This window comes from Microbacterium sp. SORGH_AS_0969, assembly GCF_030818255.1.
Lineage (GTDB): Bacteria > Actinomycetota > Actinomycetes > Actinomycetales > Microbacteriaceae > Microbacterium.
On the sequence record NZ_JAUTAG010000001.1, the window covers coordinates 3,841,030 to 3,867,663 of the forward strand.

The window sequence follows — 26,634 nt, forward strand, 5'->3', positions numbered from 1 at the left end:
GCCGCCTCGGGCGGTGCGCGCGGGGCCGACCCGCTCCCAGAGGCCGAGCGCCCGGCAATCCCTTGCCGGTGTCGGACCCCCTCGCTACGGTCGCCGCATGAGCATCGAGATCCTCCCCGCGACCGGTGACCGCTTCGACGACGCCGAGGTCGCTCTCGACAGCGGCGACGGCCCGGAATGCCAGTGCCAGTGGTGGCTCCTCCCCAACGGCCCGTGGAAAGAGGCATCCGTCGCCGAACGCACCGAGCTCTTCCGCGCCGAATTCAGCGACGGCCGCCCGCCCGGACTCATCGCATATGTCGACGGCGAACCCGCTGGTTGGGTGCGGGTAGGACCCCGCACCGCCCAACCGCGCCTCGCCCGAACCCGCGACGTCACGGCCTCGACCACGGAGCCGCTCGACGCCGACGATGTGTGGGCCGTCTCGTGCTTCGTCGTCCGCACAGAACACCGCGGCAGGGGTCTCACCGGCCAGCTCCTGGATGCCGCCGTCTCCGCCGCCCGCGACGGCGGGGCGCGCGTCGTCGAGGGGTACCCGCTCGATCCGAACGCCGCGAAGCGGTCGTCGAACCAGCTCTTCCGCGGCACCGTCTCGGTCTTCGAGGCCGCCGGCTTCGACGTCGTCGATCGCCCCAAACCCGACCGCGCCCTCGTCGCGCTCACGCTGCACGACTGAGCGCCCGTCCTACGATGGAGGTTCGCCGACGAAGGACCTGACATGACGGATGCCACGCCCACCGCGCGCGTCGACGCCTGGCTGTGGGCGGTCCGGGTCTACAAGACGCGCTCCGCGGCCACCACCGCGTGCCGCGCCGGTCACGTCCGCGTCAACGGCGAACGCGCGAAGGCCGCGCAGCCGGTTCGGCCCGGCGACGAACTCCGCGTGCGGATCCAAGGGTTCGACCGCATCCTCGTCGTCAAGAAGACGATCTCGAAGCGCGTCGGGGCCGCCCTCGTCACCGAGGCCCTCGACGACCGCACTCCCCCACCCCCACCGCGCGAGAGCATGCCGTTCGTTCCCGTACGCGACCGCGGCGCGGGCCGCCCGACCAAGCGCGATCGCCGCGACATCGAGAAGCTGCGCGGCCGCGACCTCGACTGATCAGTGGAGCGACCGGTGGCTTCGACAAGCTCAGCCAGCTCGCCAGGTCCCCGATCCCATGCACGGGACCGAAACCCCCACCTCAGCCACCCCAGGTCCCTGAGCCCGTCGAAGGGACCGAGACCCCCACGTCGTCAGGCGGCTCCGACGAGCCCAGCCACCCCGGTTCCGTCGCGCTTCAGCCGAGCTGATCCAGCAACCACCGCGTCCCGCGCACCGACGCCCCCAGCGCCTGCACGCGTTCCGCCAATCCGCGGTCGCTCGTCACCACGATCACCGGGTCCCACGACCCGACGAGCTTCGACGTCACGCGCACGATCTCGTCATCGCCCGACCCGCTGGCCCGCCACACCGCGACCAGTTCGTGGTCGACGTCCGTCGCACGCGCCTCGCCCTCCAGCACCGCCGCAACGAACGGGAACCAGCGCGTGGCGGAAAGGCCGAGGGACTCGGCATCCATTCCCTCGGACGCGAGCGCCGAGAGGCGGGTGAGCAGTCGCCCGGCCGCGCCGGCGCGGTCCTTCCACCAGCCGTCGGGCACCGACCCCACGACGTTCGCGACATCGACCACCACCGCGGGGCGCACGGAAAGCGCCGCGCGCAACGCCGGCCACGCCGCGGCGAAGCCCGGGTGCAGCGGACGCGAGGCGACCTCGTCGACCGGCACCCACTCGAGCGCCACGCTCTCGGGATCGCTGATGACGGGCTCGAAAGGCGCGGTGACGTCGGCGACGAGGGTCGTGTACGTCCAGATACCGAGATCGAGCACGCTCTCGAAACGTGCCTGCACGGCGTCCTCGGGGACGCCGGCCTCTTCGCCCGACTCGCGCAACGCTCCGTCGCGCGCCGACTCGTTCTCGTGGCGCGCCCCGCCGGGGAGAGCCCAGGTGTCGCCGAAGTGACTCCACGACACGCGGTGCTGCAGCAGCACGCCCCGCTCGGCGTCGAGGGCGAGCAGACCGGCAGCCCCGAAGCGCCCCCAGTACCTCTCCCCCGTCGGCGCGACGACCCACGCATCCCCGGGGTCGCGGGGACCGTGCGGGCGCCGCGGTTCACCCGGCGCGGGAGGCTCGATCGTCATCTCGTCCAGCCTGGCACACCTCGGCGCGCCCGGGTCAGCCGGACGACTCATGGCGCCGCACTCCCGCGCCGAGCCACCCCCGAGCCGTCACGCGGATCCGGATGCCGACACGCCGACCCCACGGCATCCGGAACGGCGTGTCCCCCACCGACTCCGCCTAACGGCCCACCAACCGCCGCCACCGCAACGCCCCCGGCTCCGCCCGACGGCCCGCCGAACCACCCGCGCCCGAGCCGTCCCGCGGATCCGGATGCCGACACGCCGACCCCACGGCATCCGGAACGGCGTGTCCCCCACCGACTCCGCCCGACGGCCCGCCCCGCACCACCACCGCAACGCCCCCGGCTCCGCCCGACGGCCCGCCGAACCGCCCACCCCCGAGCCGTCACGCGGATCCGGATGCCGACACGCCGACCCCACGTCACCGGAAACGGCGTGTCCCCCACCGACTCCGCCCGACGGCCCACCCCGCACCACCACCGCAACGCCCACCGACACCCGACAACCCACCGCAGCCCAACGGCCCGCCCCGCACCACGGGCCCCACGGCACCGGAACAGCCGCGTGCCCCGACCCCCGCAATCGGGGCCGGGGCACGCGAAGACAAAGGTCAGCGGTCGAACCGCGCACCCTCGGGCTTCGAGCCCAGCAGCGTGAAGACGAACAGGATGATCGGCCCGACGAGCGGCACGAAGTAGATGAACGCCCAGAAGCCGCTGCGGTTGGTGTCGTGCAGGCGGCGCACGAGAACCGCGATGTGCGGGACCGATCGTCGCCAGGCCCCAGATCACCGACAGCACGACGAAGATCACACCGATCCCACCGGCGAGCTGCACCTCGCCGTACGGGCCCGTGGTGACCCCGCCCGTCACGGCCGCGAGCACGTTGAGCACGAGGACGACGAGGCCGTTCGCGAGGATCCACCACCAGTACTCGCTGCGGCTCGCGCGACCGGTGAACGTCGCGTACTTCTTGAAGATGCGGCGCACGGCCGCACCGAACGGCGCTCCGTAGTACGGCTGATCGAGTGCCGGTTCGGCCTGCAGATTGGTCATGGAGATCCCCCTTGTCAGCGGCCGACGTGCCGCACGCGGGCGGACCCTGTAGCCCACCGCTGATGCAGCGTATCCATTCCTGGGAGGTTTCTGTGAGAGATCGCGTGTTTGTTTCGCGAACAATGACAGAACGCCCCGGCCACCGCAACGGCAACCGGGGCGCTCTCGAGGCGAATCAGCGCTGGCGCTTCTCGCGGATGCGCATGTTCAGCACGATCGGCGTGCCCTCGAAACCGTAGATTTCGCGCAGGCGCCGCTGGATGAACCGGCGGTAGCCCGGGTCGAGGAACCCGGTCGTGAACAGCACGAATGTCGGCGGACGCGTCGCCGCCTGCGTGCCGAACAGGATGCGGGGCTGCTTGCCGCCGCGGAGCGGGTGCGGGTGCTCGGCGACGAGCTCCGACAGGAACGCGTTGAACTTGCCGGTGGGGATGCGGGTGTCCCACGACTCCAGCGCCGTCTCGAGCGCGGGCACGAGCTTGTCGAGGTGACGGCCGGTGCGGGCCGAGATGTTCACGCGCGGAGCCCACGCGACGTGCGCCAGGTCCTGCTCGATCTCGCGCTCGAGGTAGCGGCGACGGTCCTGGTTCTCCATGTCGTCGTCGTTGAGTCGGTCCCACTTGTTGAACGCCAGCACGAGCGCACGACCCGACTCGAGCACGAGGTCGATGATGTTGAGGTCCTGCACGCTGATCGGCTGCGAGACGTCGAGCACGACGACGGCCACCTCGGACTTCTCCAGCGCCGTCGAGGTGCGAAGCGACGCGTAGAAGTCGGCGCCCTGCGACAGGTGCACGCGGCGACGGATGCCGGCGGTGTCGACGAGCGTCCAGAGCTTGCCGCCGAGCTCGACGACCTCGTCCACCGGGTCACGTGTGGTGCCCGCGAGCTCGTTCACGACGACGCGCTCCTCACCCGCGGCCTTGTTCAGCAGCGACGACTTGCCGACGTTCGGGCGACCGAGGATCGCGACGCGGCGCGGCCCGCCGATCTCGTACTTCGCGACGGCCGAGACGTCGGGAAGCACCTTCATGAGCTCGTCGAGCAGGTCGGCGACACCGCGACCGTGGATCGCCGAAACGGGGTGCGGCTCACCGAGACCGAGGTTCCACAGGGCCGTGGCCTCGGGCTCCTGGCGGGCGTCGTCGACCTTGTTGGCGATGAGGAAGACGGGCTTCTTGCTCTTGCGCAGCAGCTTCACGACGTGCTCGTCGGTCGAGGTCGCCCCCACTGTGGCATCCACGACGAAGAGCACGACGTCGGCGAGGTCGATCGCGACCTCGGCCTGCGCGGCGACCGAACGGTCGATGCCCTTCGCGTCGGGCTCCCACCCGCCGGTGTCGACGAGCGAGAAGCGGCGGTCGAGCCACTCGGCCTTGTACGTGACGCGGTCGCGGGTGACACCGGGAGTGTCTTCGACGACGGCTTCGCGGCGCCCGAGGATGCGGTTCACGAGCGCCGACTTGCCGACGTTCGGGCGGCCGACGATCGCGACCACCGGCAGCGCCGGCAGGAACTCGATCGCTCCCTCGCCCGAGGCGAGACCGGCGAGCAGTGCCGCATCGTCCTCGTCGAGGTCGAAGTCCTCCAGGCCCGCGCGCAGTGCCTCGGCCCGCTGTTCGGCGAGGACCTCGTCCAACTCGGCCATCTTCTCGGCGAGCTGGTCGGGCCCGCCCTCGTACTCGTCTTCAACGCCCATCGCGGGCTCCCATCGTGGAGTCGACGACGCTCAGCACGGCATCGACGGTCTGTTCGAAATCGAGGTGGGTCGAATCGACGACCTCGACGCCGGGCGCGGCGGTGAGGAAGTCGACGACCGTGGAATCCGCCGCGTCGCGCTTGTGCAGCGCGGCGGCGACGGCCGCGGCATCCTGTGTCGTGAGCTCGGCGCTGCGCCGGGCGGCGCGCACCTCGGGTGCGGCGGTCAGAAGAATCCGCACCGGCGCATCGGGGAAGACGACGGTGGTGATGTCGCGTCCCTCGACGACGACACCCGGAAGAGCGGCGGATGCCACGAGCCGACGGAACAGCTCGTTCACGGCGTGCCGCACGGGGGCGACACGCGCGACCCCGCTCACGGCGTCGGTGACCCGGGGCTCGCGGATCGCGGTGGTCACGTCGACGGAACCGACGCGCACCCAGCGGTCGGTCGTGTCGAGCGAGATGGCGTAGTCGAAGTCGCCGAAGACCTCGAGGACGGCCGTGGCGTCGGAGGTGTCGACGCCGTGCTCGAGCGCGTGCCACGCGAGGGCCCGGTAGGCGGCGCCGGTGTCGAGGAAGCCGTAGCCGAGACGCGCGGCCGCGGCCTTCGACACGCTCGACTTGCCGCTTCCGGCGGGGCCGTCGATCGCGACGACGACGGGGGCTCCGGCCGAGGAGCCCTCGACAGGGGCGCCGAAGGCGGGCTTGAGGAGGGATTCAGTCATGGGTGGTGCTCGCAATCCGCCAACCGCGCTGCTGGAGCCCGTCGACCGCCCGGCGGACCGCGTCGGGGACGACGCTGATCTCCGCCAGACCGAACGGTGCTCCGGGCGAGTGCTCGAGGCGTAGGTCTTCGACGTTGACGTCGAGGTCGCCGAGTTCGCCGAAGAGGCGACCCAGCTGGCCGGAGGTGTCGTCGACCATGACGACGAAGGTATCGAAACGGCGGTTCTGGCCGTGCTTGCCGGGCAGGCGCTCCACGCCCTCATTACCGCGGCGGATGGTGTCGGCGATCGCGCGCCGCGCACCGGGCACGTCGGGGTCGCGCAGCGCCTCGGCGACCTCGGACAGGTCGGCGGCGAGCTGGTCGAGCACCTCGACCACGGGTGCCGCGTTCGCGCCGAGGATCTGCACCCACAGTTCGGGAGCGGATGCCGCGATGCGCGTCGTGTCGCGCACGCCCTGGCCCGCGAGGCGCAGGGATCCGTCGGGCGCCTCGACGAAACGACCGGCGAGCAGGCTCGCGACCAGCTGGGGCACGTGCGACATGAGCGCGACGGACTCGTCGTGCTCCTCGGGCGTCATCTCGATGAGCGTCGCGCCGAGATCGAGCGCGAGCCCCTCGACGAGCGACAGGTCGTGCGCGGAGGTCTCGGCATCCCGGCACACGACCCACGGACGTCCGATGAAGATGTCGGCGCGGGCCGAGATCGCTCCCCCGCGCTCGCGCCCCGCCATCGGGTGCGAGCCGATGTAGTGGGTCAGGTCGACGCCGCGCTCGCGGAGCGTCCGCAGCGGCTCGAGCTTCACGCTCGCGACGTCGGTGACGACGGCATCCGGGAACGCCTCCAGCTCACGCTGCACGACATCGGCGATCACGTCGGGCGGCGTGGCGACCACGATGAGCGACGGCCGGTCGTCGGGGCGCTCGGCGCGGCCGGCGCCGTAGTCGATCGCGAGGCGCAGCTGCGAGGGAGAGGCGTCGACGAGCACGACGTCGACCCCGCGCGCGGTGAGCGCGTGACCGATGCTCGCACCGAGCAGGCCCGAGCCGACGACGCGGACGGTGCCGCTCGTGCGGGTCGCCAAAGGCCCGGCCGCGCGCGCGGACGTTCCGTTCGGTTCGCTCATCGGGTCTCCTGCCCTGGGCGGCGCCCCTCGCACCGCGAGACGCCCCGGAGGCTCACTCCGCGGGAGTGTCGCCGTCCCGACGGGACAGCGTGAGCAGGGCGCCGCGTTCTACTGTAGTCAACTCGCGCGCCTTGCCCACCGGGAGTGTTCCCAGGTGCAGGGGCCCGAACTGCCGACGCACCAGCTCGACGACGGGGTGGCCGACCTCGGCCATCATCCGCCGGACGATGCGGTTCTTGCCCGAGTGCAGCGTCAGCTCCACGAGGCTCTCGCCGCGCGAGGCGTCGAGCAGCCGCGCCTTGTCGGCCGCGATCCGCCCATCCTCGAGCTCGACGCCCTTGATGAGTCGCTGGATCGTCTGGGGCAGCACCTGCCCCTCGACCTTCGCGATGTAGACCTTCGTCACGCCGAACGAGGGGTGTGCGAGCACGTGGGCGAGGTCGCCGTCGTTGGTCAGGACGAGAAGGCCCGAGGTGTCGGCATCCAGTCGTCCGACGTTGAACAGACGCTCGTCCCAGTCCTTCGTGTAGCGCCGCAGGTCGGGGCGCCCGCGGTCGTCGCTCATGGAGCTGACGACGCCCGTGGGCTTGTTCAGGATGACGTAGCGCTTCGACGCGTCGAGCTGGATCGCCGTGCCGTCGACGTCGACGAGATCGGCCTCGGGGTCGATGCGCGAGCCGAGCTCGGTCACCACCTGCCCGTTGACCCGTACGCGGCCCGCGACGATCATCTCTTCCGAGACGCGCCGCGAGGCCACACCCGCATTCGCGAGCACCTTCTGCAGCCGCACACCTTCTTCGCCCCCGCCCGCTGAGCGCGAGCCCCCGGTCGCTGAGCCTGTCGAAGCGTCAGTCATTTCAGAACCTCTCCGTCGAATCCGTCGGCGCCGTCGTCGAGCAACGGCGAGATGTGGGGCAGCTCGTCGAGCGAGTTGATGCCCAGATTGACCAGCAGCTGGTCGGTCGTCCCATAGTGGATCGCCCCCGTGTCGGGGTCGGTGAACACCTCGGTGATGAGCCCGCGGGCGAGCAGCGTCCGGACGACCGAGTCCACGTTGACGGCACGGATGGATGCCACCTGCCCGCGCGTCACGGGCTGCTTGTACGCGATGACGGCCAGGGTCTCGAGCGCCGCCTGCGACAGCCGCGAGGGCGCCTGGGTGTTCACGAACTCGCCCACGACGTCGTCGTACTCCTCGCGGACGTACAACCGCCATCCGCCGCCGACCTCGCGCAGCTCGAAGCCACGGACCGGCCCACCGATCTCGCCGTTGTAGTCCGCGACGAGCGCCTCGACCGCCTGTCGCACGGCCGGCACGGGCGCGCCCACCGCGGCGGCAAGGCTCACGAGGCTCTGCGGCTCGTCGACGACGAGCAGGATCGCCTCCAGACGACGGGCGACGGATGCCGGATCGCTCGGGCGCGGAGCCGGGATCGGGGCCTGCGGGTCAGCGGTCATAGTCGGCTCCCAGGGCGGCGAGGTTCTCTTCCGACCACCTCTCGGCGGTCCAGCGCAGCGTCAGCTCCCCCAGCGGCTCGAGCTGCTCGAACGACAGCGCCGCGTGGCGGTACAGCTCGAGGATCGAGAGGAACCGCGCGACGACGACGCCGGTCTCGGTGACGCCGGCGACGAGGTCGCGGAAGTTCAGGGTGCCCGCCGAACGGAGCAGCGTCACGACGATCGCGGCCTGCTCGCGGATGCTCACGAGCGGCGCGTGCAGGTGGTCGAGCCCGACGGTGGGGATCTGCTTGGGCGCCATCGCGACGACGGCGAGGGCCGCGAAGTCGTCGAGGCTGAGCGTCCACACGAGCTCCGGCACGGCTGCGCGGTACTTCTCGTCGAGCCGCACGTCGCGGGTGTGCCGGCGATCCTCGCGCTGCAGGCACCGCGCGAACCACGTCGACACCTCTTTGAACGCCCGGTACTGGAGGAGTCGAGCGAACAACAGGTCGCGCGCTTCGAGCAGCGCCACGGACTCGGCATCAACGAGTTCGCCCTGCGGCAGCAGCCCGACGATCTTCATGTCGAGCAGCGTCGCCGCGACCACGAGGAACTCGGATGCCTCATCGAGGTCCTGCTCGGGACCGAGGTCGCGGAGGTACGCGATGAACTCGTCGGTCACACGGCTGAGGGCGACCTCGGTGATGTCGAGCTCGGCGCGCGAGATGAGCGTGAGGAGCAGGTCGAACGGTCCGTCGAAGACGGGGAGGGTGACGCGGAAGCCGGCCGCGTCGGTTTCGGTCCCTTCGACAGGCTCAGGGACCTCGGTCGGGGGCTCAGGGACCTCGGTCGGGGGCTCAGAAACCTCGGCCCCGCGCTCTCGCGCTGCCTCAGCGAGGTGGCTGAGCTCGTCGAAGCCACCGGGGGCGGATGCCGCCGCGACGCGGGTGTCGTCAGGCGACGGCGCCACGCGCGACCAGCTCCCGCGCCAACCGCAGGTAGGCCTGGGCGGCGGCGTGCTCGGGCGCGAACTCCGTGATCGGCATGCCCGAGACCGAGGCATCCGGGAACTTCACCGTGCGACCGATGACCGTCTCGAGGACGTCGTCGCCGAATGCCTCGACGACACGCTCGAGCACCTCGCGCGAGTGCAGCGTGCGGGGGTCGTACATCGTGGCCAGCACGCCGTCGAGCTGGATCGCCGGGTTCAGCCGGTCGCGCACCTTGTCGATGGTCTCGACCAGCAGCGCGACACCGCGCAGGGCGAAGAACTCGCACTCGAGCGGGATGAGCACGCCGTGTGCGGCGGTGAGCGCGTTCACGGTGAGCAGGCCCAGCGAGGGCTGGCAGTCGATGAGGATGACGTCGTAGTCGGCCGCGACCTTGCGCAGTACGCGCGCGAGGATCGTCTCGCGCGCGACCTCGTTGACGAGGTGCACCTCGGCGGCCGACAGGTCGATGTTGGCCGGCAGCACGTCGAGGCCCTCGACACGCGTGTCGACGATGACCTCGCGCGGGTCGCGCTTGGTGTCGAGCAGCAGGTCGTAGATCGTCGGCACGTCATGGGTCTGGATGCCGAGACCCGCCGACAGCGCTCCCTGGGGGTCGAAGTCGATCGCGAGCACGCGGCGGCCGTAGCCGGCGAGCGAGGCGGCGAGGTTGATGGTCGTCGTCGTCTTGCCGACGCCGCCCTTCTGGTTGCACAGCGCGATGATGCGCGCGGGACCATGGCTGTCGAGAGCCGGCGGGGTGGGAAACCCCTGGTAGGGACGACCGGTGGGTCCGAGGATGACCTCGTCTGCGCCCGTCTTGCTGCCCTTCGTGCTCGCCGACACCGAGTCTCCCGCCTTCGTCATAACGTCGTCGAGTCTAGCCGCCGCCCGTCGCCCCGCCCCGCGTGACCCGCGGACACCGCCCGGCGCGGAGGCTTCGACAGGCTCAGCCACCACCCCTCGGGTCACTGAGCCGCGTCCCGACCGAGGCCCCGAGCCACGTCGCGACCGAGGCCCCGAGCCGCGTCCCGACCGAGGTCCCTGAGCCTGTCGAAGGGACCGGCACCACCCGCGCAGCCTCAGGCGCGGACGCGCCGCCGCACCTGCACGAACACCGCGAGAGCGAGCGTCGCCACGCCCCACACGGCGGCCACCTTCACGAGCACGCCGTAGATCAGGTGGGTCGGGGTGTACTCCGCCCCGAACCCTCCCTCGACCGCGAGCGCCACGAGTGTCGCCCCGACCAGCGCGACCGGAAGCGAGAGCCACCACACCGCGCGCACGGCATCCGGAAGCACCCGGCTCACCGGACGCACCGACCGACGCGAAAGCCACCACAACCCGAAGACCGCCAGCCCGGCCAGCCCGAACGCCCCCGAGCCGTACTGCAGCCACTTCACGCCCAGGAGCGGCCCCCACTGCTGCTCGAGCGCGGGGAACAGGGCATCGCCCGCTCGCCCCTCGTGCGTGAAGAAGTCCCACGCGATGTGCGTGACCACCCCGAGCGCGAGCGAGACGACGAGCCACAGGATGCCGCTGACTCCCCCGCGCACGGTCTCGCGCGCGGCCGTGGGGGCACCGGCATCCCATCCGTCGGGCAGGCGCTCGGCGATGCGCCGCGGCAGCAGCTCGCGCGTCGCGGGGCGCAGGACGCACCGCCACACGAGAAGCAGCACGAACGCCAGGACGACCGTCACCGGGAGCCACGCGAGGTCGTGCGTCACGGAGTACGGGGGCACGATTCCGCGCAGGAACAGCGGAAGGTCGGGGGTCATCGCGCCGATCGCGATCGCCGCCGACACCAGCGGCGTCCGCACGAAGGGAAGGGCGACGACTGCGTGGCTGACGGTGAACGGCATGTCAGCTGAGGAAGAGTCCCGCGAGCGTCTTCTTGCCGCGGCGCAGCACCGAGACGCCGCCGGGGAGAGTCCCCTGCACCACGGCGTCGTCGCTCGTCACCTTCTCGCCGTCCAGCGAGACGCCGCCCTGTGCGATCGCGCGGCGCGCGTCGCTGAGGCTCGACGACAATTCGGTGGCAGTCAGCGCCTCGACGACGGTGGTTCCGCGGGCGATCGTCGCGTTCGGCAGTTCCTCGAGTGCCGTGCGGAGCACGGCGGCATCCAAAGCCTTCACGTCGCCCTGGCCGAACAGCGCCTCGGTCGCGGCGATGACGGCTTCGGTCGCCTCCGCTCCGTGCACGGTCGTGACAACCTCGCGTGCGAGGCGCTTCTGCGCGGCGCGGCGGAACGGCTCGCTCTCGACGAGTCCCGCGTACTCTTCGATCTCGGTGCGCGTGAGGAACGTGAACACCTTGAGGCGCTCGATCACGTCGCGGTCGTCGGTGTTGAGCCAGAACTGGTACATGGCCCACGGGCTGCACATGTCGGCATCCAGCCAGATGGCGTTGCCCTCGCTCTTGCCGAACTTCGTGCCGTCGCTGTTGGTGATGAGGGGGGTGCCGATGGCGTGGACCGACGCGCCCTCGACCTTGCGGACCAGGTCGGTGCCGCTGGTGAGGTTGCCCCACTGGTCGCTGCCGCCGGTCTGCAGCACGCAGCCGTACTGGCGGTACAGCTCGAGGTAGTCGAGTCCCTGCAGGATCTGGTAGCTGAACTCGGTGTAGCTGATGCCGGCCTCGGAGTTCAGGCGCGCGCTGACGGCGTCTTTCTTCAGCATCGTGCCGACGCGGAAGTGCTTACCGATCTCACGCAGGAAGTCGATCGCGCTCAGGGGCGCCGTCCAATCGAGGTTGTTCACCATGCGGGCGGCACTGTCGCCCTCGAAGCTCAGGAAGCGCTCGACCTGGGCTCGCAGGCGCGACACCCACTCGGCCACCGTCTCGCGCGTGTTGAGCGTGCGCTCGGCCGTGGGGCGGGGGTCGCCGACCAGACCGGTCGAGCCGCCGACGAGCCCGAGCGGGCGGTGTCCGGCGAGCTGCAGGCGACGCATGGTGAGCAGCTGCACGAGGTTGCCCAGGTGCAGGCTCGGCGCGGTCGGGTCGAAGCCGCAGTAGAAGACGATCGGGTCGCCGCCGAGGAGCTCGCGCAGCTCGGTCTCGTCGGTCGACACGTGGATGAGTCCGCGATAGACCAGCTCGTCCCAGACATTGTCGAAAGTCGGGTCATTGGCGGGCTGGAGGGCGCTCACGGGCGCCGCATCGATCGGTGCAGACACCCGTTCAGGCTACCAGCGGGGGTATCGGACCCCGGATGCCAGGGCGCGACCGCGACCGCAGGGAAACGCCGCCGCGCCCTCATCATCGCCTCACCCAAACATCTGATGCCCCGCCACGACGGCGAGGAGGAGTCCCGCGGCCATCAGACACAACGTCGCCCCACTGCTCAATGCGAACTTCCGGTCCGCGATAACGGCATTGATCTGGATCTGGCGAGCAAGGTTGACGCTCAGGTCAACGCCGTCTTTCAGAACACTAGCCGTATAGGCATCCGGACCCTCGTACTCTTTCGCGATGGCTCGAAAGTAGATGTGTTCCGTCGCACGCCCGGGTCGGTAGGGTCGACGCGGGAGAAGAGCGGCGAGGGCGAGTACCCCCGAAGCGGCGATCAGGAGCCCGCAAAGGGCCGAGAAGAAGACAACCCATGCGGGGTCGGCTCTGTCCGACACAACGAACAGCCCACCCCCCGCCACCCCCGCGAAAGCGATCAACGTGGTCAGCTTCGTGTCGGCGTGCCGAATCAACGCGTTGACGTTCTCGAGTTGCCGCCAAAGGACTTCCAGACGCGGCAGGTCTGTCGCTCGACGCCTCACACGGGCACCACGGGAGTCCGATAGATCACCTGATAAGGCTATGGCTTATCGTTCGGATTTGATAAGCCAAAAGCTGATCAGTCGATCAGCGTGCGCGCGGCCGACTGAGCCCGCGACACGAGCTCTTCGCGCTGCTCACGCACGCGCTCGGGAGCCGTCCCACCGACACCGGTGCGGCTCGACACCGACCCCTCGATGGTCAGCACCTCGCGCACCGCGGGCGTGAGCGACGGAGAGACGGATGCCAACAGGGCGTCGTCGGCGTCTTCGAGACCGATCTCGCGCTCCTCGCACGCGCGCACCAGCGCGCCCGAGATCTCGTGCGCGTCGCGGAACGCCACGCCCTGACGGACGAGCCACTCGGCCACGTCGGTGGCGAGCGAGAAGCCCTGCGGGGCGAGCTCCGCCATGCGGTCGGTGTGGAAGCGGAGGGTCGCGATCATGCCCGAGAACGCCGGCAGCACGAGCTCGAGCGTGCGCACCGAGTCGAAGACCGGCTCTTTGTCTTCCTGCAGGTCGCGGTTGTACGCCAGCGGCAGACCCTTCAGCGTGGCGAGCAGACCCGAGAGGTTGCCGATCAGACGGCCGGCCTTGCCGCGCGCGAGCTCGGCGATGTCGGGGTTCTTCTTCTGCGGCATGATGCTCGAGCCCGTGGAGTAGGAGTCGTCGAGCGTGACGAAGCCGAACTCGCGGGTGTTCCAGAGGATGACGTCTTCGGCCAGACGCGAGAGGTCGACGCCGATCATCGCGGTGATGAACGCGAACTCGGCCACGACGTCGCGCGAGGCGGTGCCGTCGAGCGAGTTCTCGGCCGGGCGCGCGAGGCCCAGTCGGTCGGCCACGAGCTGCGGGTCGAGCCCCAGGGTCGCACCGGCGAGCGCTCCCCCGCCGTAGGGCGAGACCGAGGCTCGCACCGACCAGTCGCGCAGGCGTTCGATGCCGCGCGTGAACGCCCAACCGTAGGCCTGCAGGTGATGGGCGAGGAGAACGGGCTGCGCGTGCTGGAGGTGCGTGCGCCCGGGCATGATGGCTCCGGCGTTCGCCTCGGCCTGGGCCACGAGAGCGTCGATCAGGCGCAGGACCTCGCGGGTCAGGGTGCGCGCGTGGTCGAGCAGGTAGAGACGAACGAGCGTCGCGATCTGGTCGTTGCGGCTGCGGCCGGCGCGCAGCTTGCCGCCGAGCGCGGGCCCGACCGTCTCGATGAGCACGCGCTCGAGAGCACCGTGGACGTCCTCGTCGCCGGGGGCGGCGACCAGCGTGCCGTCCTTCACGCGGGCGGCGAGCTCGTCGAGTCCCGCGTGCATGGCCGCGGCCTCGGCCGCGTCGAGGTACCCGGCGGCCTCGAGGGCCGCGGCGTGCGCGTGCGAGCCGGCGATGTCGTAAAGGGCGAGGTCCCAATCGAAGTGCGTCGAACGGCTGAGCGCCGCCAGCTCGGGAGAGGGTCCGCCCGAGAAACGGGCGCCCCACAGGGCTCCCTCGTTCGTCGCCTGGCCGGTCTCGCTGCTCATGCCCCCAGCCTACCGAGGGCCGCCGACAGCACCGAGCCCGCCCAGCGAGGCCCGACTCTCAGCGCTCGCTCGGCACCGCGGCATCCCGTCCCACGACGAGACGCACGATCGCGTCGACGAGCGCTTCGAGCGGTCCCCGGCCGACCGTCAGCACCCACGCGGTGCACCCGACGATCAGACCGAGGGTCAGCGGACCGAAGAGCTCGAGCGCGCGGATCCCCCACAGATCCGAGGTGTCGCCGAGCACGGCCAGAGCGACGACGGCCCACACCAGCAGCTGCACGACGTAGGCGGTCAGCGGCATCGAGCCGACGGCGCGGAGCGGGACCGCGACCCAGCGCAGCGGCGTGCGGCACAGCAACAGACACAGCCCGATCACCGCGATCGCGAAGCCGCCCGAGCCGATCACCTCGCCGAGCCCCGCCGAGTGGTCCTCGGCGGTCAGGACCGTCGAGAGATAGGCGTTCCCCGCCACGAGGGGCGCCGTCGCGAGGGCGAGCCCGTATCCCGCCAGCGTGAGCGCGGAGCCCGAGAGCACGATCAGCGCCTGCTCGGGCAGCAGCCGGAGGTCCAGGCGTCCGAGGCCCATCCCGGCGAGCAGGAAGGCGATCCACACGGGGAAGGGGTAGTGCCACCCGAGAGCCGCTGCCAGCTCGTCGCCCCCGCGACCCGACCAGATCGGCGCGGCGTCGAGCACGGGCTGGATCCACGGCATGACGAGCGCCAGCGCTCCCGCGGTGAGGAAGAGCGCCCGAGAGCGCATCCCGAGGAACGGCAGCGACAGCACGAACAGCAGGGCGTATGCGGGCAGGATCACGTAAACCGGCACGCCCGTCATCACGAGCAGGATGCCGATGACCCACAGCAACGCGCCCCTCATCGCCAGTCGCGCCGAGGCGCGGGTGCGGCGGTACCCCTGGACCGGTCGCGTCCCGCCGGTGACGAGCGAGATCGACACGCCCGCGAGGACCGCGAACAGGATCGAGGAACGCCCGTTGACGATGTCGAGCCACGACGAGGGGTCTCCCGCGACGAAGTCCTCGGTGTCGAGCAGATGCGCGGCCAGCATGCCCACGACCGCGAGGCCCCGGGCGAGGTCGACGCCGGCCAGCCGGCCCGGCCCGTCGAAACGGGTCCAGAGCCGGCGTGGCCGGGACGTCAGTTCTGGCGCAGAAGCCACACCAACAGCGCCTTCTGGGCGTGGAGCCGGTTCTCGGCCTCGTCCCACACAACGCTCTGGGGGCCGTCGATGACCTCGGCGTCGACCTCGTAGCCGCGGTCGGCGGGAAGGCAGTGGATGAAGATCGCCTCGTCGTCGGCGAGGGCCATGAGCTCGCTCGTGACCTTGAATCCGCCCAGATCGCGGATCCGCGCGAGCTTCTCCTCTTCCTTGCCCATCGACACCCACGTGTCGGTGACGATGACGTCGGCCCCGGATGCCGCGGCCTCGGGGTCGTCGCTGAGGGTGATCGATCCGCCGGTCTCGGCGGCGATCCGCTCGGCATCCGCGATCACGTCGGCGCGCGGCGCGTAGTCCGTGGGAGCCGCGACGCGGACGTGCATGCCCGCGGTGACGCCCGCGAGCACGTACGAGTGGGCCATGTTGCTCTGGCCGTCGCCGAAGAACGACAGCGTGAGCCCCTTCAGCTCGCCCTTGTGCTCGCGGATCGTGAGCAGGTCGGCGAGGAGCTGGCAGGGGTGGAAGTCGTCGCTGAGGGCGTTGACGACCGGGACGCGCGTTCCGCGCGCCATCTCTTCGAGCCCCGCCTGCGCGTAGGTGCGCCACACGATCGCGGCGACCTGACGCTCCAGCACTCGGGCGGTGTCGGAGGGCGTCTCCTTGCCGCCGAGCTGGCTGTTCGCGGTCGAGATGATCAGCGGCGACCCGCCGAGATCGGCGATACCGACGGCGAACGAGACGCGCGTGCGGGTCGAGGACTTGTCGAAGATCACCGCGACGGTCTGCGGGCCCGCGAGCGGCTTCTGCGCCCAGCGGTCCTTCTTCAGCTCGATCGCGAGGTCGAGGATCTCGGCCTGTTCGGCCGGGGTCAGGTCGTCGTCGCGCAGCAGGTGGCGGGTCACGCGGGAGCTCCTTCGAGGATCAGGGCATCGGAGACGGTGGAGAGCGCGGCCGCGAACAGCTCGAGGAACTGCGCGATCTCGGCATCCCCGATCGTGAGGGGCGGCGCGATGCGGATGGTGTCGTCGTTGGCGGCATTCACGACGAGCCCGTGCTGCTGGGCCGCGGCGACCACGGCCTTGGCGACGGGGCTCGTGAGGCCGATGCCGAGCAGCAGGCCCCGGCCGCGGACGCCCGCGACGAGCGGCGAGCCGAGCGCGGCGATGCCGTCGCGGATCTCCCCCTCGCGGCGGGCGGCGTTCTCGACGAGACCGGATGCCTCGATCTCCTGCAGCACCGCTCCCCCGACCGCGGTGCCCAGGGCGTTGCCGCCGAAGGTCGAGCCGTGCGTGCCGGGGAAGAACAGGTCGCTGGCCGCACCGAACGTGATGAGCGCGCCGATCGGGAAACCGCCGCCGATGCCCTTCGCGACGGTGATCGCGTCGGGCACGATACCGGCGTGCTGGAACCCGAACCAGGCGCCGGTGCGCCCGGCACCGGTCTGGATCTCGTCGATGATCAGCAGAGCGCCGTGGCGCGCGGTGATCTCGCGCGCGGCCTGCAGGTACCCCTCGGGGAGCTCGACGACGCCCGCCTCGCCCTGGATCGGCTCGACCAGCAGAGCGGCGACACGCTCGTCGACCGCGGCCTCGAGGGCCTCGATCGTGGCGTCGATGTGCTCGACGCCGGGGACCATCGGCAGGAAGTCGGCCTGCAGCGCGGGCTTGCCGGTGAGGGCGAGCGAGCCCATGGTGCGGCCGTGGAAGCCGCCCTTGAGCGTCAGGATGCGCGTGCGGTCGGTGCCGCGGCCGTGCAGGCGCGCGAGCTTGAACGCCGCCTCGTTGGCCTCGGCCCCGGAGTTACCGAAGTACACGCGGCCCGACTCTCCCGTGCCGGCGAGCCGCTTCAGGCGCGCGGCCATCGCGAGCTGCGGCGGCGTGGCGAAGTAGTTCGAGACGTGCGCGAGGGTCGACGCCTGCGCGGTGATCGCCTCGACGAACACCGGGTGCGCGTGACCGAGGGCGTTGACCGCGATACCGGCGAGGAAGTCGAGATACTTCGTCCCGTCGGCGTCCCAGAAGTAGGCGCCCTCGCCGCGCACGAACATCGCCATGCGGTCGCCGAAGCTCCGGACGAGGTCGCGTCCGGCGTCTTCCTGCCAGGTTGCCGTGGTCATGCGACCACCTCCGTTCCGATTCCCTTGCTGGTGAACAGTTCGACGAGCACCGAGTGCGGCACGCGTCCGTCGATGATGGCCGCGGTGGGCACTCCCCCGTCGACGGCGTCGAGGCACGCCTGCATCTTCGGGATCATGCCCGACTCGAGCTTCGGCACCATCGCGCGCAGCTCCGTCGAGGTGAGGTGCGACACGAGCGAGTCGCGGTTCGGCCAGTCGGCGTAGAGCCCGGGCACGTCGGTGAGGACGACGAGCTTCTTCGCGTTCAACGCGACCGCGAGCGCCGCGGCCGCGGCATCCGCGTTCACGTTCAGCGAGTTGCCGGGGTGGTCGAGATCGGGCGCGATGCTCGAGACGATCGGCACGCGGCCCGCGGCCAGGTGGTCGAGCACGGGCTGCGGGTCGACCGTGACGACGTCGCCGACGCGGCCCAGGTCGTGCTCGACCCCGTCCACGACCACGCCGCGGCGACGACCGCCGAACAGGCCGGCGTCCTCTCCGCTGAGACCGGTCGCGAGAGGTCCGTGCGCGTTGACCTTCGCCACGAGCTGCGGGTTGATCTGTCCGGTGAGCACCATCCGGACCACGCCGATGGCCTCGGTCGAGGTGACGCGATAGCCGCCGCGGAACTCGCTCGGGATCTCGAGGCGATTCAGCATCGACGAGATCTGCGGACCGCCGCCGTGCACGACGACGGGCTTCACGCCCACGTAGCGCAGGTACGCGATGTCGGCGGCGAAGGCGTCCTGCAGCTCGTCGCTGACCATGGCGTTTCCGCCGTACTTCACCACGACGACCTGGTCGCGGTACTTGCGCACCCACGGCAGCGATTCGACGAGCGTGACCGCCCGATCGCTGGCTTCGGCGGGATCGGTGTCTTGGAGGTCGACGTGGGTCATGAGGAGTAGGCGCTGTTCTCGTGGACGTAATCGTGCGTGAGGTCGTTGGTGCGGATCGTGGCCGCGGCCTCGCCGACGCGCAGGTCGACGACGAGGTCGGTCGCGCGGGGGGTCAGGTCGACGTCCTCACGCGGACGGTCCGGACCGCCGGCGGTGCACACGCGCACGCCGTTCATCCAGACGTCGACGTCGTACGGGTCGAAGGCGGCGTCGGTCGTCCCGATCGCGGCGAGCACCCGACCCCAGTTCGGGTCGTTGCCGAAGACCGCGGCCTTGAAGAGGTTGTTCCGGGCGATCGAGCGGCCCACCACGACGGCGTCGTCCTCGCTCGCGGCGTTCACGACCCGGATGGTGATGTCATGGCTGGCGCCCTCGGCATCGCCTTGCAGCTGTGCCGCGAGATCGTCGCATACCGCGGTGAGAGCCTCGGCGAACTCCTCGGCGGGAACCCGGATGCCACTGGCCCCGCTCGCCATCAAAGTGACCTGGTCGTTCGTCGACATGCAGCCGTCCGAGTCGAGCCGGTCGAAACTCACGCGCGTCGCGGCGCGGAGCGCCGCGTCCGCCTCGGCCGCGTCGAGGACGACGTCGGTGGTGATCACGACGAGCATGGTCGCCAGGCCCGGCGCCAGCATCCCCGCGCCCTTCGCCATCGCGCCGATCGACCACCCCTCGCCCACGTGCACGGCCCGCTTGGGCTTCGAGTCGGTGGTCATGATCGCGAGCGACGCGTCCTCGCCGCCCTCGGGCGAGAGCGTCGCGATCCCCTGGTCGACGCCCGCGAGAACCTTCGCGCGGAAGACCTCGTCACCGGTGCCGATGAGGCCGGTCGAGCACACGAGCACATCGCCCGCGCCGACACCGAGCAGCTCGGCCGCGCGCTCGGCGGTCTGGTGCGTGGTCTGGAAGCCGAACGACCCGGTGAAGCAGTTCGCTCCGCCCGAGTTGAGCACGATGGCCTCGACGACGCCGTCCTTCACGACCTGCTCCGACCACAGGATCGGGTTGGCCTTCGCCCGGTTCGAGGTGAAGACCGCGGCGCCCACCTTGAGAGGGCCACGGTTGACCACGACGGCGACATCGCGCGCATGCGTCGACTTGAGGCCGACGGCGACTCCGGCCGCCTCGAATCCGGCGGGGGCGGTCACGCTCACGGGGCGACTCCGTTCAGGGGAAGGGCCGTGGTCTCGGCGAGACCCAGGGCGATGTTCATGGACTGCACGGCGGCTCCGGCCGTGCCCTTGACGAGATTGTCGACCGCGGCGACCGAGATCACACGGTTCGCCGCCCGATCGATCGCGAGCCCGATCGAGGCGACGTTGGCGCCGAGCACGTCGGCCGTCCGCGGGAAGACGCCCTCCGGAAGGAGCTCGACGAAGGGCTCATCGGCGTAGGCGTTCTCCCACGCGGCGCGGATCTCGGCATCCGTCGCCCCTTCCCGAATGGGTGCCGACGAGGTCGCGAGGATCCCCCGCGCCATGGGGACGAGGACCGGGGTGAACGAGATCCGGATGCCGTCGGCCACCGCTCCGGCCGCGGCGAGCGCCTGCCGGATCTCGGGGATGTGCCGGTGCGTCCCGCCCACCGCGTAGGGATTGGCGGTGCCGAGGATCTCGCTGGCGAGGAGGTTCGTCTTCGCGGCCTTCCCCGCCCCGCTCGGCCCGACGGCGAGGACCGAGACGATGTCGCCCGGGTCGATGACACCCGCGGCGACGCCCGGCGCGAGCGAGAGCGCCACGGTGGACGCGTTGCAGCCCGGGGCCGCGATACGCGTCACGCCGCGCAGGTTGTCGCGCTGCTTGCCGCCCGCGACGGGCAGCTCCGGCACGCCGTACGCCCACGGCTCGGCGTGCGTGCCGCCGTAGAACGCGGCCCAATCGTCCGACGAGGTGAGGCGGTGGTCGGCCCCCGCGTCGATCACGAGCGGGGTGTCCGCGAGGGCGTCGGTGTACTGCGCGGACTGGCCGTGCGGCAGCGCGAGGAAGACGACGTCATGGCCCGCGAGAATCTCGGGGGTCGTCACCTGCAGCTCGAGGTGCGCGAGCGACCGGAGGTGGGGCTGGTGGGCGAGAAGCGGCTGACCCGCGCTGGAGTGCGCGGTGACGGTGCGGATCTCGACATCGGGATGATCGGCGAGGAGGCGGAGGATCTCGCCGCCCGCATAGCCGGAAGCGCCGGAGACGGCGACCGAGAGGGTCATGTATCTACCTTAGGAGTCGGGGCGGGTGCTGAAATTCAGCGCGTACCGGGGCGGCGACGCCCGCAAGCCCGACAACCGGCGGGCTACGAGGTCGCCGAAACTCGGCGTGCGACCCGACGTCGGCGCAGCGCAGCGGTGCTCACGGAGAGCTCCGAGCTGAACGCGGCGATCGACGACATCTGGCGAGGGTATCGGCCCGGTCGGGGCCAGGGCAAATCACGTGCGGATGCGGGTCCGCGCGGGCTCCGCTGGGAGAACGGCATGCAATCCCCCTCTTGTCCCCCATTTGGGGGACAAGAGGGGGATATGCTGTGAGTCCTGCCCTCATCGCTGGTTGCTTCCGACTGCCCCCTATACCGGCGGTGAGGGCAGGCCCACGTCGCAGGTGAACCTGCGCATCGTTCAGCATAAGCGCGCCTCGACGCGCGAACGGACGGCCGCGTACGCGAGGGGCGGGATGCCACGGCCTCCGCCGCGGACACCCCGCCCCGTCGTCGGTCTCGACGTCTGTCAGTCGCGGATCGTCGCCCCGAACCGCTCGGCGGCCACCGCGACCCCCCGCGAGCTTGGCCTCGGTGGCCTCCGCCGCGGTGAGGGTGCGATCGTCGGCACGGAAGCGCAGCGCGAAGGTCAGGCTCTTCGTTCCCTCGGCCAGGCCCGGACCCCGGTAGTCGTCGACCAGACGCGTGCCCTCGAGGAGCGGAGCGCCCCCCTCGAGCAGCGCGGCACGGACGGCGCCGGCCGCGACGTCGACGGGGACCACGAGCGACACGTCCTGCGTCGCCGCCGGGAAGCCCGACAGGGAGGCCGCGACGACGCGCGACTGAGCGAGATCGAGCATCGCGTCGAGGTCCAGCTCGGCGACCAGCACGCGCCCCGGCAGGTCGGCGTCCGCCGAGACCGTGGGCAGGACCTCTCCGACGTAGCCGATGTCGACACCGCCGGCCAGCACACGCGCGGTGCGCCCGGGGTGAAGGGCCGCGCGCTGCGCCTGGACGAGCTCGATGTCGAGCCCGGCCGCGCCGGCCAGCACGCGCACGGCGTCGACCGCGTCGGCGAGGTCGGCCGCGACGGCCGCCTGGCCGGGTTGCTTCGCGACGGTGTGTCCCGTCAGCAGGACGGCGACGTGCCGCCGCTGCGGAGGGATCGAGGCATCCAGAGCCGTCAGCGTCGCGGCGTCCGGACGCACCGCGAGCGGCGGGACAGACGGAGTGCCGTACTGCACGCCGGGTTTCGGGAGGAACACCGTGCCGATCTCGAACAGCGCCAGGTCGACGATGCCGCGCGAGACGTTGCGGTGCGCGACCTGCAGCATCGCCGGGACGAGCGACCGGCGCAGGAACGGCGCGAGGCCGTCGAGCGGGTTCGCGAGCTTGACGCTCGGCAGCTTCTCTCCCGAGGGCGAGCCGTGGAGGGCGTTCTGCTCCTCGGTCGTGAAGGGGAACGACGGCGTCTCGACGAAACCGGCGGCCGCGAGGGCGTTCGCCACGCGGCGACGCCCCTGCTGCGCGGACGTGAGGCCGCGACCCGAGGGCGGCGTGGGCAGCACCGACGGGATGCGGTCGTAGCCCTCGATGCGCGCCACCTCTTCGGCCAGCGTCCACTTGTCGGAGAGGTCGTGGCGCCACGAGGGAGCCGTCACCGACCAGCCGCCGTCGCGCTCGTCGACCGTGCACCCGATGAGCCGCAGCGCCGACACGATCTCGTCGTCGGTGTACTCGACACCGATCAGGCCCGACACGAAGCCCGCGGGGAGGGTGATCGGGTCACGGCGGTAGGGCGCGCCGAGCGCCCCCCCGAGCTCGGTATCGAGCGTGCCGCCCGCGAGCTCGACCATCAGCGAGGCCACACGCTCGGCCGCGACGTAGGGAACGAGCGGGTCGACACCGCGCTCGAAACGCCGCGAAGCTTCGGAGGGCAGCTTGTGCCGACGCGCGGTGCGGGCGATCGAGACCTGGTCGAAGGTCGCGGCCTCGATGAGCACGTTGCGGGTCGCGTCGCTCATCTCGGTCGGGCCGCCGCCCATGACGCCGGCGAGACCGATCGGTCCCGATTCGTCGGTGATGAGGAGGTCTTCCGCACTGAGGGTGCGCACCTGCCCGTCGAGCGTCTCGAGCTTCTCGCCCTCTTCAGCGCGGCGCACCGTGATGCCGCCCTGCAGACGGTCGAGGTCGTAGCCGTGGATCGGCTGGCCGAGCTCGAGCATGACGTAGTTGGTGATGTCGATCAGCACACCGAGCGAGCGGATGCCGGCGAGCGACAGACGCGTGATCATCCACGGCGGCGTCGGACGCGACGGGTCGACGTCGCGCACGATGCGGGCGACGAACTCGGTCGCGCCCTGACGTCCGCGGATCGGCGCGCGGTCGTCCACCGCGATCGGGAAGCCCGAGGGAATCCGCGCGACGGCGTCGTCGTGCCCCGTCCCCGGGTCGCGGAAGTCCGCGCCGGTGGCGTGCGAGTACTCGCGCGCCACCCCGCGCAACGACAGCGCGTACCCGCGGTCGGGCGTCACGTTGATCTCGACGGCGATGTCGTCCAGACCCAGCAGGGCGATGGCATCCGTCCCCACCGGCGCGTCGATCCCGAGGTCGACCAGACGCAGGATGCCGCTGTGCTCGCTGCCGAGCCCCAGCTCCTTCGCCGAGGCGATCATGCCGTCGGACACGTGGCCGTACGTCTTGCGTGCGGCGATCGGGAACGGCCCGGGCAGCACCGAGCCGGGAAGGGTCACCACGACCTTGTCGCCGGGGAAGAAGTTGCCCGCGCCGCAGACGATGCCGCGCACCCCGCCGTGCTCGTCGCCCACGTCGACCTGGCACCAGCGGATGGTCTTGCCGTTCAACTGCGGCTCGGGCGTGAACTCGATCACTTCGCCGACGACGATGGGGCCTGCGAGCTCGAAGCGGTGAACGTCTTCTTCTTCGAAGCCGACGGAGACCAGAGCCGCGAGGACATCGTCGGCCGTGGCATCCGCGGGCACGTCGACGTACTCGCGCAACCAGGAGAGCGGGACGCGCATCAGACCACCATTCCGAACTGCTCGCTGAAACGGACATCGCCCTCGGCCATGTCGCGCATGTCTTGCACGTCGCTGCGGAACATGAGCGTGCGCTCGATGCCCATGCCGAACGCGAAGCCCGAGTACTCCTCGGGATCGATGCCGGCGGCGCGCAGGACGTTGGGGTTCACCATGCCGCAGCCGCCCCACTCGATCCAGCGCGCCCCGCCCTTGAAGGTGGGGTGCCACAGGTCGAGCTCGGCGCTCGGCTCGGTGAAGGGGAAGAAGTTGGCGCGGAAACGCGTCTTCGCCTCGGGGCCGAACAGCACGCGCGCGGCGTGGTCGAGCGTGCCCTTGAGGTGGGCCATCGTGATGCCCTTGTCGATGACGAGCCCCTCGAACTGCGTGAAGACGGGGAGGTGCGTCGCGTCGAACTCGTCGGTGCGGTAGACGCGGCCCGGGGACAGCACATAGATCGGAATGTCGCGCTCGAGCATCGAACGCATCTGCACGGGTGACGTCTGGGTACGCAACACCAGGTGCCGCGCGACCGGATCGACGTAGAAGGTGTCCTGCATCGTGCGCGCCGGGTGATCGGGGTCGACGTTCAGCGCGTCGAAGTTGAACCACTCGTGCTCGAGCTCGGGCCCCTCGGCGATCTCCCACCCCATGCCGACGAAGATGTCGGAGACCTGCTCCTGCAGGAGCGAGATCGGATGCCGTGCCCCGACGCGCGCGCGCTGCGGCAGCGCGGTGACGTCGATGCGCTCGGCCTCGAGCTTCGCGGCCGTCTCGGCCTCGGCGAGCGCGGTCTCACGGGCGGCGAGCGCCTGGTTGACCTGGCCGCGGGCCTGGCCGACGAGCTTGCCGAACGCGGCCTTCTGGTCGGGGGCGACGTGGCGCATCTGGGCGTTCAGCCGCGCCAGGGCGGACTGCTCACCGGTGTGCGCGGAGCGGGCGGCTTTCAGGTCGGCCGTGGTCGCGGCCGCGGCGATGGCCGCGAGCGCGGCATCGACGGCGGAGGCGACGGCCTCGGGGGTGATCTCGGGTGCGTCGGACACGAGATGAGAGTCTACCGACGGGCGGGGACACTCCCCCGCCCGTCGATGCTCAGAGCCCGGAGGCGTCGTACTTGCCGAGGCCGCGCTGCGCGACGATCAGCTCGGTGTCGGTTCCGGTCTGCCCGGGAGGCTCGGCGCCGGCGACGCGCGTCGCCTTGGGCGAGCGGCGCAGACCGATCTCGACGCGGTGGGCGGCGTACGACAGCGCGAGGCACATGGCGACGTAGATGACACTGGCCACCATCGCGGCGGGGATGAGCGGCGACCCGTACTCGCCGTTCGACCCGAGCTGACGCGCGAAGTAGAGCAGCTCGGGATAGGTGATGATGAAGCCGAGCGCAGTGTCCTTCAGCGTGACGACCAGCTGCGCGATGATCACGGGCAGCATGGCGCGAATGGCCTGAGGCAGCAGGACGAGCCGCATGACTCCGGCCTTGCGGAGACCGATGGCGTAACCGGCCTCGCTCTGTCCGCGCGGGAGCGACTCGACACCGGCACGGATGACCTCGGAGAGCACCGAGCCGTTGTAGGCGATGAGCGCGATCACGACGGCCCAGTACGGCGACACCTTCAGCCCGATGACGGGCAGACCGTAATAGAGCAGCAGCATGAAGATCAGCACCGGGACAGCCCGGAGCAGTTCGACCATCCAGCCGACCGGCATCCGGACCCAGGCGTGATCGGACATGCGCCCGATCGCGAGGATGAACCCGAGCACGACGGCGCCGACCGCGGCAGCCGCGAAGGCCGCGAGGGTGGCGAGCGTCGCCTCGCCGAAACGCACCCAGATCGCCGTGTAGGTGAAGACGTTCCACTTGGTGGCCGAGAACTGGCCGGTGTCGAGGAAGCGCCAGACGACGAAGCCGATGACGGCGACGACGAGCAGCAGAGTGGCCGCACCGAGGATGCGGTTGCGCATCCGGGCGCGGGGGCCCGGAAGGTCGTAGAGGACGGAGGAGCTCATCGGGCGACCTTCCACTTCTTCTCGGCGGCGCGCTGCAGGGCCGAGAGCACGAGCACCAGGAGGACGAAGACGGCCATGACCAGGATGATCGTCATGAGCTGGTTCTCGCCGTTCTCACTCATCACGGCGCGGATGTTGCCGAGGTTGACCACCGAGAAGCCGGACGCGACGGTGGTGTTCTTCAACAGGGCGATGAAGACGCTCATCATCGGCGGGATGACCGAACGCGTCGCCTGCGGGAGGACGACGAGCGACATGACCTGGCCGAAACCGAGGCCGAGGGCGCGGGCGGCTTCGGCCTGTCCGACGGGGACGGTGTTGATGCCGGAGCGGATCGTCTCGGCGACGTACGTCGCCGTGTAGATGCCGAGGCCGCAGACGGCGAGGGCGAGGAAGCTCCCGCGCGGCACCTCGATCAGCAGCGGGACACAGAAGGCGAAGAAGAACAGCACGAGCGTCAGCGGGGTGTTGCGGATCCAGTTCACGTAGACCGCACCCACGGCGCGGGCGATCGGAATCGGCGACACCCGCATCGCCCCGACGATGAAGCCCAACACGAGAGCGATCAGACCGCCGCCCAGGAAGAGCACGACGGTCCCCCACAGCGCCTGCGCCCACAGGTCGGGGTAGTCGAAGATCTGATTCACCGAAGGGTGTCCGTTCTGTTTTCGTCGTTCGATCGAGCGGAGTGCGTGCGGGCGGCGATCACTCGCCG

At 70.8% G+C, this 26,634-nt stretch carries 24 protein-coding genes and 2 pseudogenes; 2 read left to right on the forward strand and 24 right to left on the reverse strand.

The annotated features are described in order from the left end of the window. Positions 1–97 precede the first annotated feature (97 nt). Positions 98–676: a GNAT family N-acetyltransferase gene (locus QE388_RS18005; protein WP_275797285.1), complete on the forward strand. Its 579-nt coding sequence runs from the start codon at positions 98–100 to the stop codon at positions 674–676. Positions 677–718: 42 nt separating this feature from the next. Continuing rightward, positions 719–1,102: an RNA-binding S4 domain-containing protein gene (locus tag QE388_RS18010; RefSeq protein WP_307386912.1), complete on the forward strand. Its 384-nt coding sequence runs from the start codon at positions 719–721 to the stop codon at positions 1,100–1,102. A 178-nt stretch (positions 1,103–1,280) separates the two neighbouring features. On the opposite strand, the gene QE388_RS18015 is transcribed toward QE388_RS18010, so the two are convergent. The 24 genes and pseudogenes from QE388_RS18015 to QE388_RS18130 form a co-directional block, all read right to left on the reverse strand. After that, positions 1,281–2,183 carry an NUDIX domain-containing protein gene (locus tag QE388_RS18015; protein WP_307386913.1) on the reverse strand — a complete coding sequence of 301 codons (903 nt, stop codon included), beginning with the start codon at positions 2,181–2,183 and terminating at the stop codon, positions 1,281–1,283. Positions 2,184–2,793: 610 nt separating this feature from the next. After that, positions 2,794–2,928, reverse strand: a complete 135-nt coding sequence (locus tag QE388_RS18020) for a DUF805 domain-containing protein (RefSeq protein ID WP_307386915.1) — start codon at positions 2,926–2,928, stop codon at positions 2,794–2,796. A gap of 94 nt (positions 2,929–3,022) precedes the next feature. After that, positions 3,023–3,238: pseudogene (locus tag QE388_RS18025) on the reverse strand (DUF805 domain-containing protein); the annotation flags it as partial. A 175-nt stretch (positions 3,239–3,413) separates the two neighbouring features. After that, the gene (gene der / locus QE388_RS18030) at positions 3,414–4,937 is read right to left on the reverse strand and encodes a ribosome biogenesis GTPase Der (RefSeq protein WP_058594874.1); all 1,524 of its coding nucleotides are present in this window, start codon (positions 4,935–4,937) and stop codon (positions 3,414–3,416) included. Then, on the reverse strand, positions 4,927–5,664 hold the full coding sequence (gene cmk / locus QE388_RS18035) for a (d)CMP kinase (protein ID WP_307386918.1): 738 nt from the start codon (positions 5,662–5,664) through the stop codon (positions 4,927–4,929). Before cmk ends, der begins: the two co-directional genes overlap by 11 nt. Then, a complete protein-coding gene (locus tag QE388_RS18040; RefSeq protein WP_058594876.1) occupies positions 5,657–6,790 on the reverse strand; it encodes a prephenate dehydrogenase in 1,134 nt (377 codons plus the stop codon). Before QE388_RS18040 ends, cmk begins: the two co-directional genes overlap by 8 nt. 52 nt (positions 6,791–6,842) lie before the next feature. Beyond that, on the reverse strand, positions 6,843–7,646 hold the full coding sequence (locus QE388_RS18045) for a pseudouridine synthase (RefSeq protein ID WP_307386919.1): 804 nt from the start codon (positions 7,644–7,646) through the stop codon (positions 6,843–6,845). Then, positions 7,643–8,248 carry an SMC-Scp complex subunit ScpB gene (scpB, locus tag QE388_RS18050; RefSeq protein WP_307386921.1) on the reverse strand — a complete coding sequence of 202 codons (606 nt, stop codon included), beginning with the start codon at positions 8,246–8,248 and terminating at the stop codon, positions 7,643–7,645. Before scpB ends, QE388_RS18045 begins: the two co-directional genes overlap by 4 nt. Continuing rightward, entirely contained in the window at positions 8,238–9,200 is a 963-nt protein-coding gene (locus tag QE388_RS18055) for a ScpA family protein (RefSeq protein ID WP_307386923.1), read from the reverse strand. The genes scpB and QE388_RS18055 overlap by 11 nt, the downstream gene beginning before the upstream one ends. Continuing rightward, entirely contained in the window at positions 9,184–10,086 is a 903-nt protein-coding gene (locus QE388_RS18060; RefSeq protein WP_307386925.1) for a ParA family protein, read from the reverse strand. Before QE388_RS18060 ends, QE388_RS18055 begins: the two co-directional genes overlap by 17 nt. A gap of 215 nt (positions 10,087–10,301) precedes the next feature. After that, positions 10,302–11,081, reverse strand: coding sequence for a DUF4184 family protein (locus QE388_RS18065; protein WP_307386927.1), 780 nt, complete (start codon positions 11,079–11,081; stop codon positions 10,302–10,304). Position 11,082: 1 nt separating this feature from the next. Further along, a complete protein-coding gene (gene tyrS / locus QE388_RS18070; RefSeq protein ID WP_275797733.1) occupies positions 11,083–12,396 on the reverse strand; it encodes a tyrosine--tRNA ligase in 1,314 nt (437 codons plus the stop codon). A gap of 90 nt (positions 12,397–12,486) precedes the next feature. After that, complete coding sequence (locus QE388_RS18075) at positions 12,487–12,990, reverse strand: Pycsar system effector family protein (RefSeq protein ID WP_275797731.1); 504 nt, start codon at positions 12,988–12,990, stop codon at positions 12,487–12,489. Between the two features lie 77 nt (positions 12,991–13,067). Further along, complete coding sequence (argH, locus tag QE388_RS18080; protein ID WP_307386929.1) at positions 13,068–14,498, reverse strand: argininosuccinate lyase; 1,431 nt, start codon at positions 14,496–14,498, stop codon at positions 13,068–13,070. Between the two features lie 58 nt (positions 14,499–14,556). Continuing rightward, on the reverse strand, positions 14,557–15,678 hold the full coding sequence (locus tag QE388_RS18085; protein ID WP_307386931.1) for a heparan-alpha-glucosaminide N-acetyltransferase domain-containing protein: 1,122 nt from the start codon (positions 15,676–15,678) through the stop codon (positions 14,557–14,559). Next, positions 15,657–16,580 (reverse strand): ornithine carbamoyltransferase, encoded by a 924-nt coding sequence (gene argF, locus QE388_RS18090; RefSeq protein ID WP_307386933.1) that lies wholly within the window; start codon positions 16,578–16,580, stop codon positions 15,657–15,659. The genes QE388_RS18085 and argF overlap by 22 nt, the downstream gene beginning before the upstream one ends. Continuing rightward, positions 16,577–17,794, reverse strand: coding sequence for an acetylornithine transaminase (locus QE388_RS18095; protein ID WP_307386935.1), 1,218 nt, complete (start codon positions 17,792–17,794; stop codon positions 16,577–16,579). The genes argF and QE388_RS18095 overlap by 4 nt, the downstream gene beginning before the upstream one ends. Then, complete coding sequence (argB, locus tag QE388_RS18100; protein WP_058594888.1) at positions 17,791–18,693, reverse strand: acetylglutamate kinase; 903 nt, start codon at positions 18,691–18,693, stop codon at positions 17,791–17,793. The genes QE388_RS18095 and argB overlap by 4 nt, the downstream gene beginning before the upstream one ends. Beyond that, positions 18,690–19,847 carry a bifunctional glutamate N-acetyltransferase/amino-acid acetyltransferase ArgJ gene (gene argJ, locus QE388_RS18105; RefSeq protein ID WP_275797721.1) on the reverse strand — a complete coding sequence of 386 codons (1,158 nt, stop codon included), beginning with the start codon at positions 19,845–19,847 and terminating at the stop codon, positions 18,690–18,692. The genes argB and argJ overlap by 4 nt, the downstream gene beginning before the upstream one ends. Continuing rightward, on the reverse strand, positions 19,844–20,893 hold the full coding sequence (argC, locus tag QE388_RS18110) for an N-acetyl-gamma-glutamyl-phosphate reductase (protein ID WP_307386937.1): 1,050 nt from the start codon (positions 20,891–20,893) through the stop codon (positions 19,844–19,846). The genes argJ and argC overlap by 4 nt, the downstream gene beginning before the upstream one ends. Before the next feature lie 510 nt (positions 20,894–21,403). After that, a pseudogene (gene pheT / locus QE388_RS18115) lies at positions 21,404–23,915 on the reverse strand (phenylalanine--tRNA ligase subunit beta). Then, the gene (pheS, locus tag QE388_RS18120; protein WP_307386939.1) at positions 23,915–24,955 is read right to left on the reverse strand and encodes a phenylalanine--tRNA ligase subunit alpha; all 1,041 of its coding nucleotides are present in this window, start codon (positions 24,953–24,955) and stop codon (positions 23,915–23,917) included. Before pheS ends, pheT begins: the two are co-directional and overlap by 1 nt. 49 nt (positions 24,956–25,004) lie before the next feature. Continuing rightward, complete coding sequence (locus tag QE388_RS18125) at positions 25,005–25,919, reverse strand: amino acid ABC transporter permease (protein ID WP_307386941.1); 915 nt, start codon at positions 25,917–25,919, stop codon at positions 25,005–25,007. Then, on the reverse strand, positions 25,916–26,566 hold the full coding sequence (locus QE388_RS18130) for an amino acid ABC transporter permease (protein ID WP_275797748.1): 651 nt from the start codon (positions 26,564–26,566) through the stop codon (positions 25,916–25,918). The genes QE388_RS18125 and QE388_RS18130 overlap by 4 nt, the downstream gene beginning before the upstream one ends. Positions 26,567–26,634 lie beyond the last annotated feature (68 nt).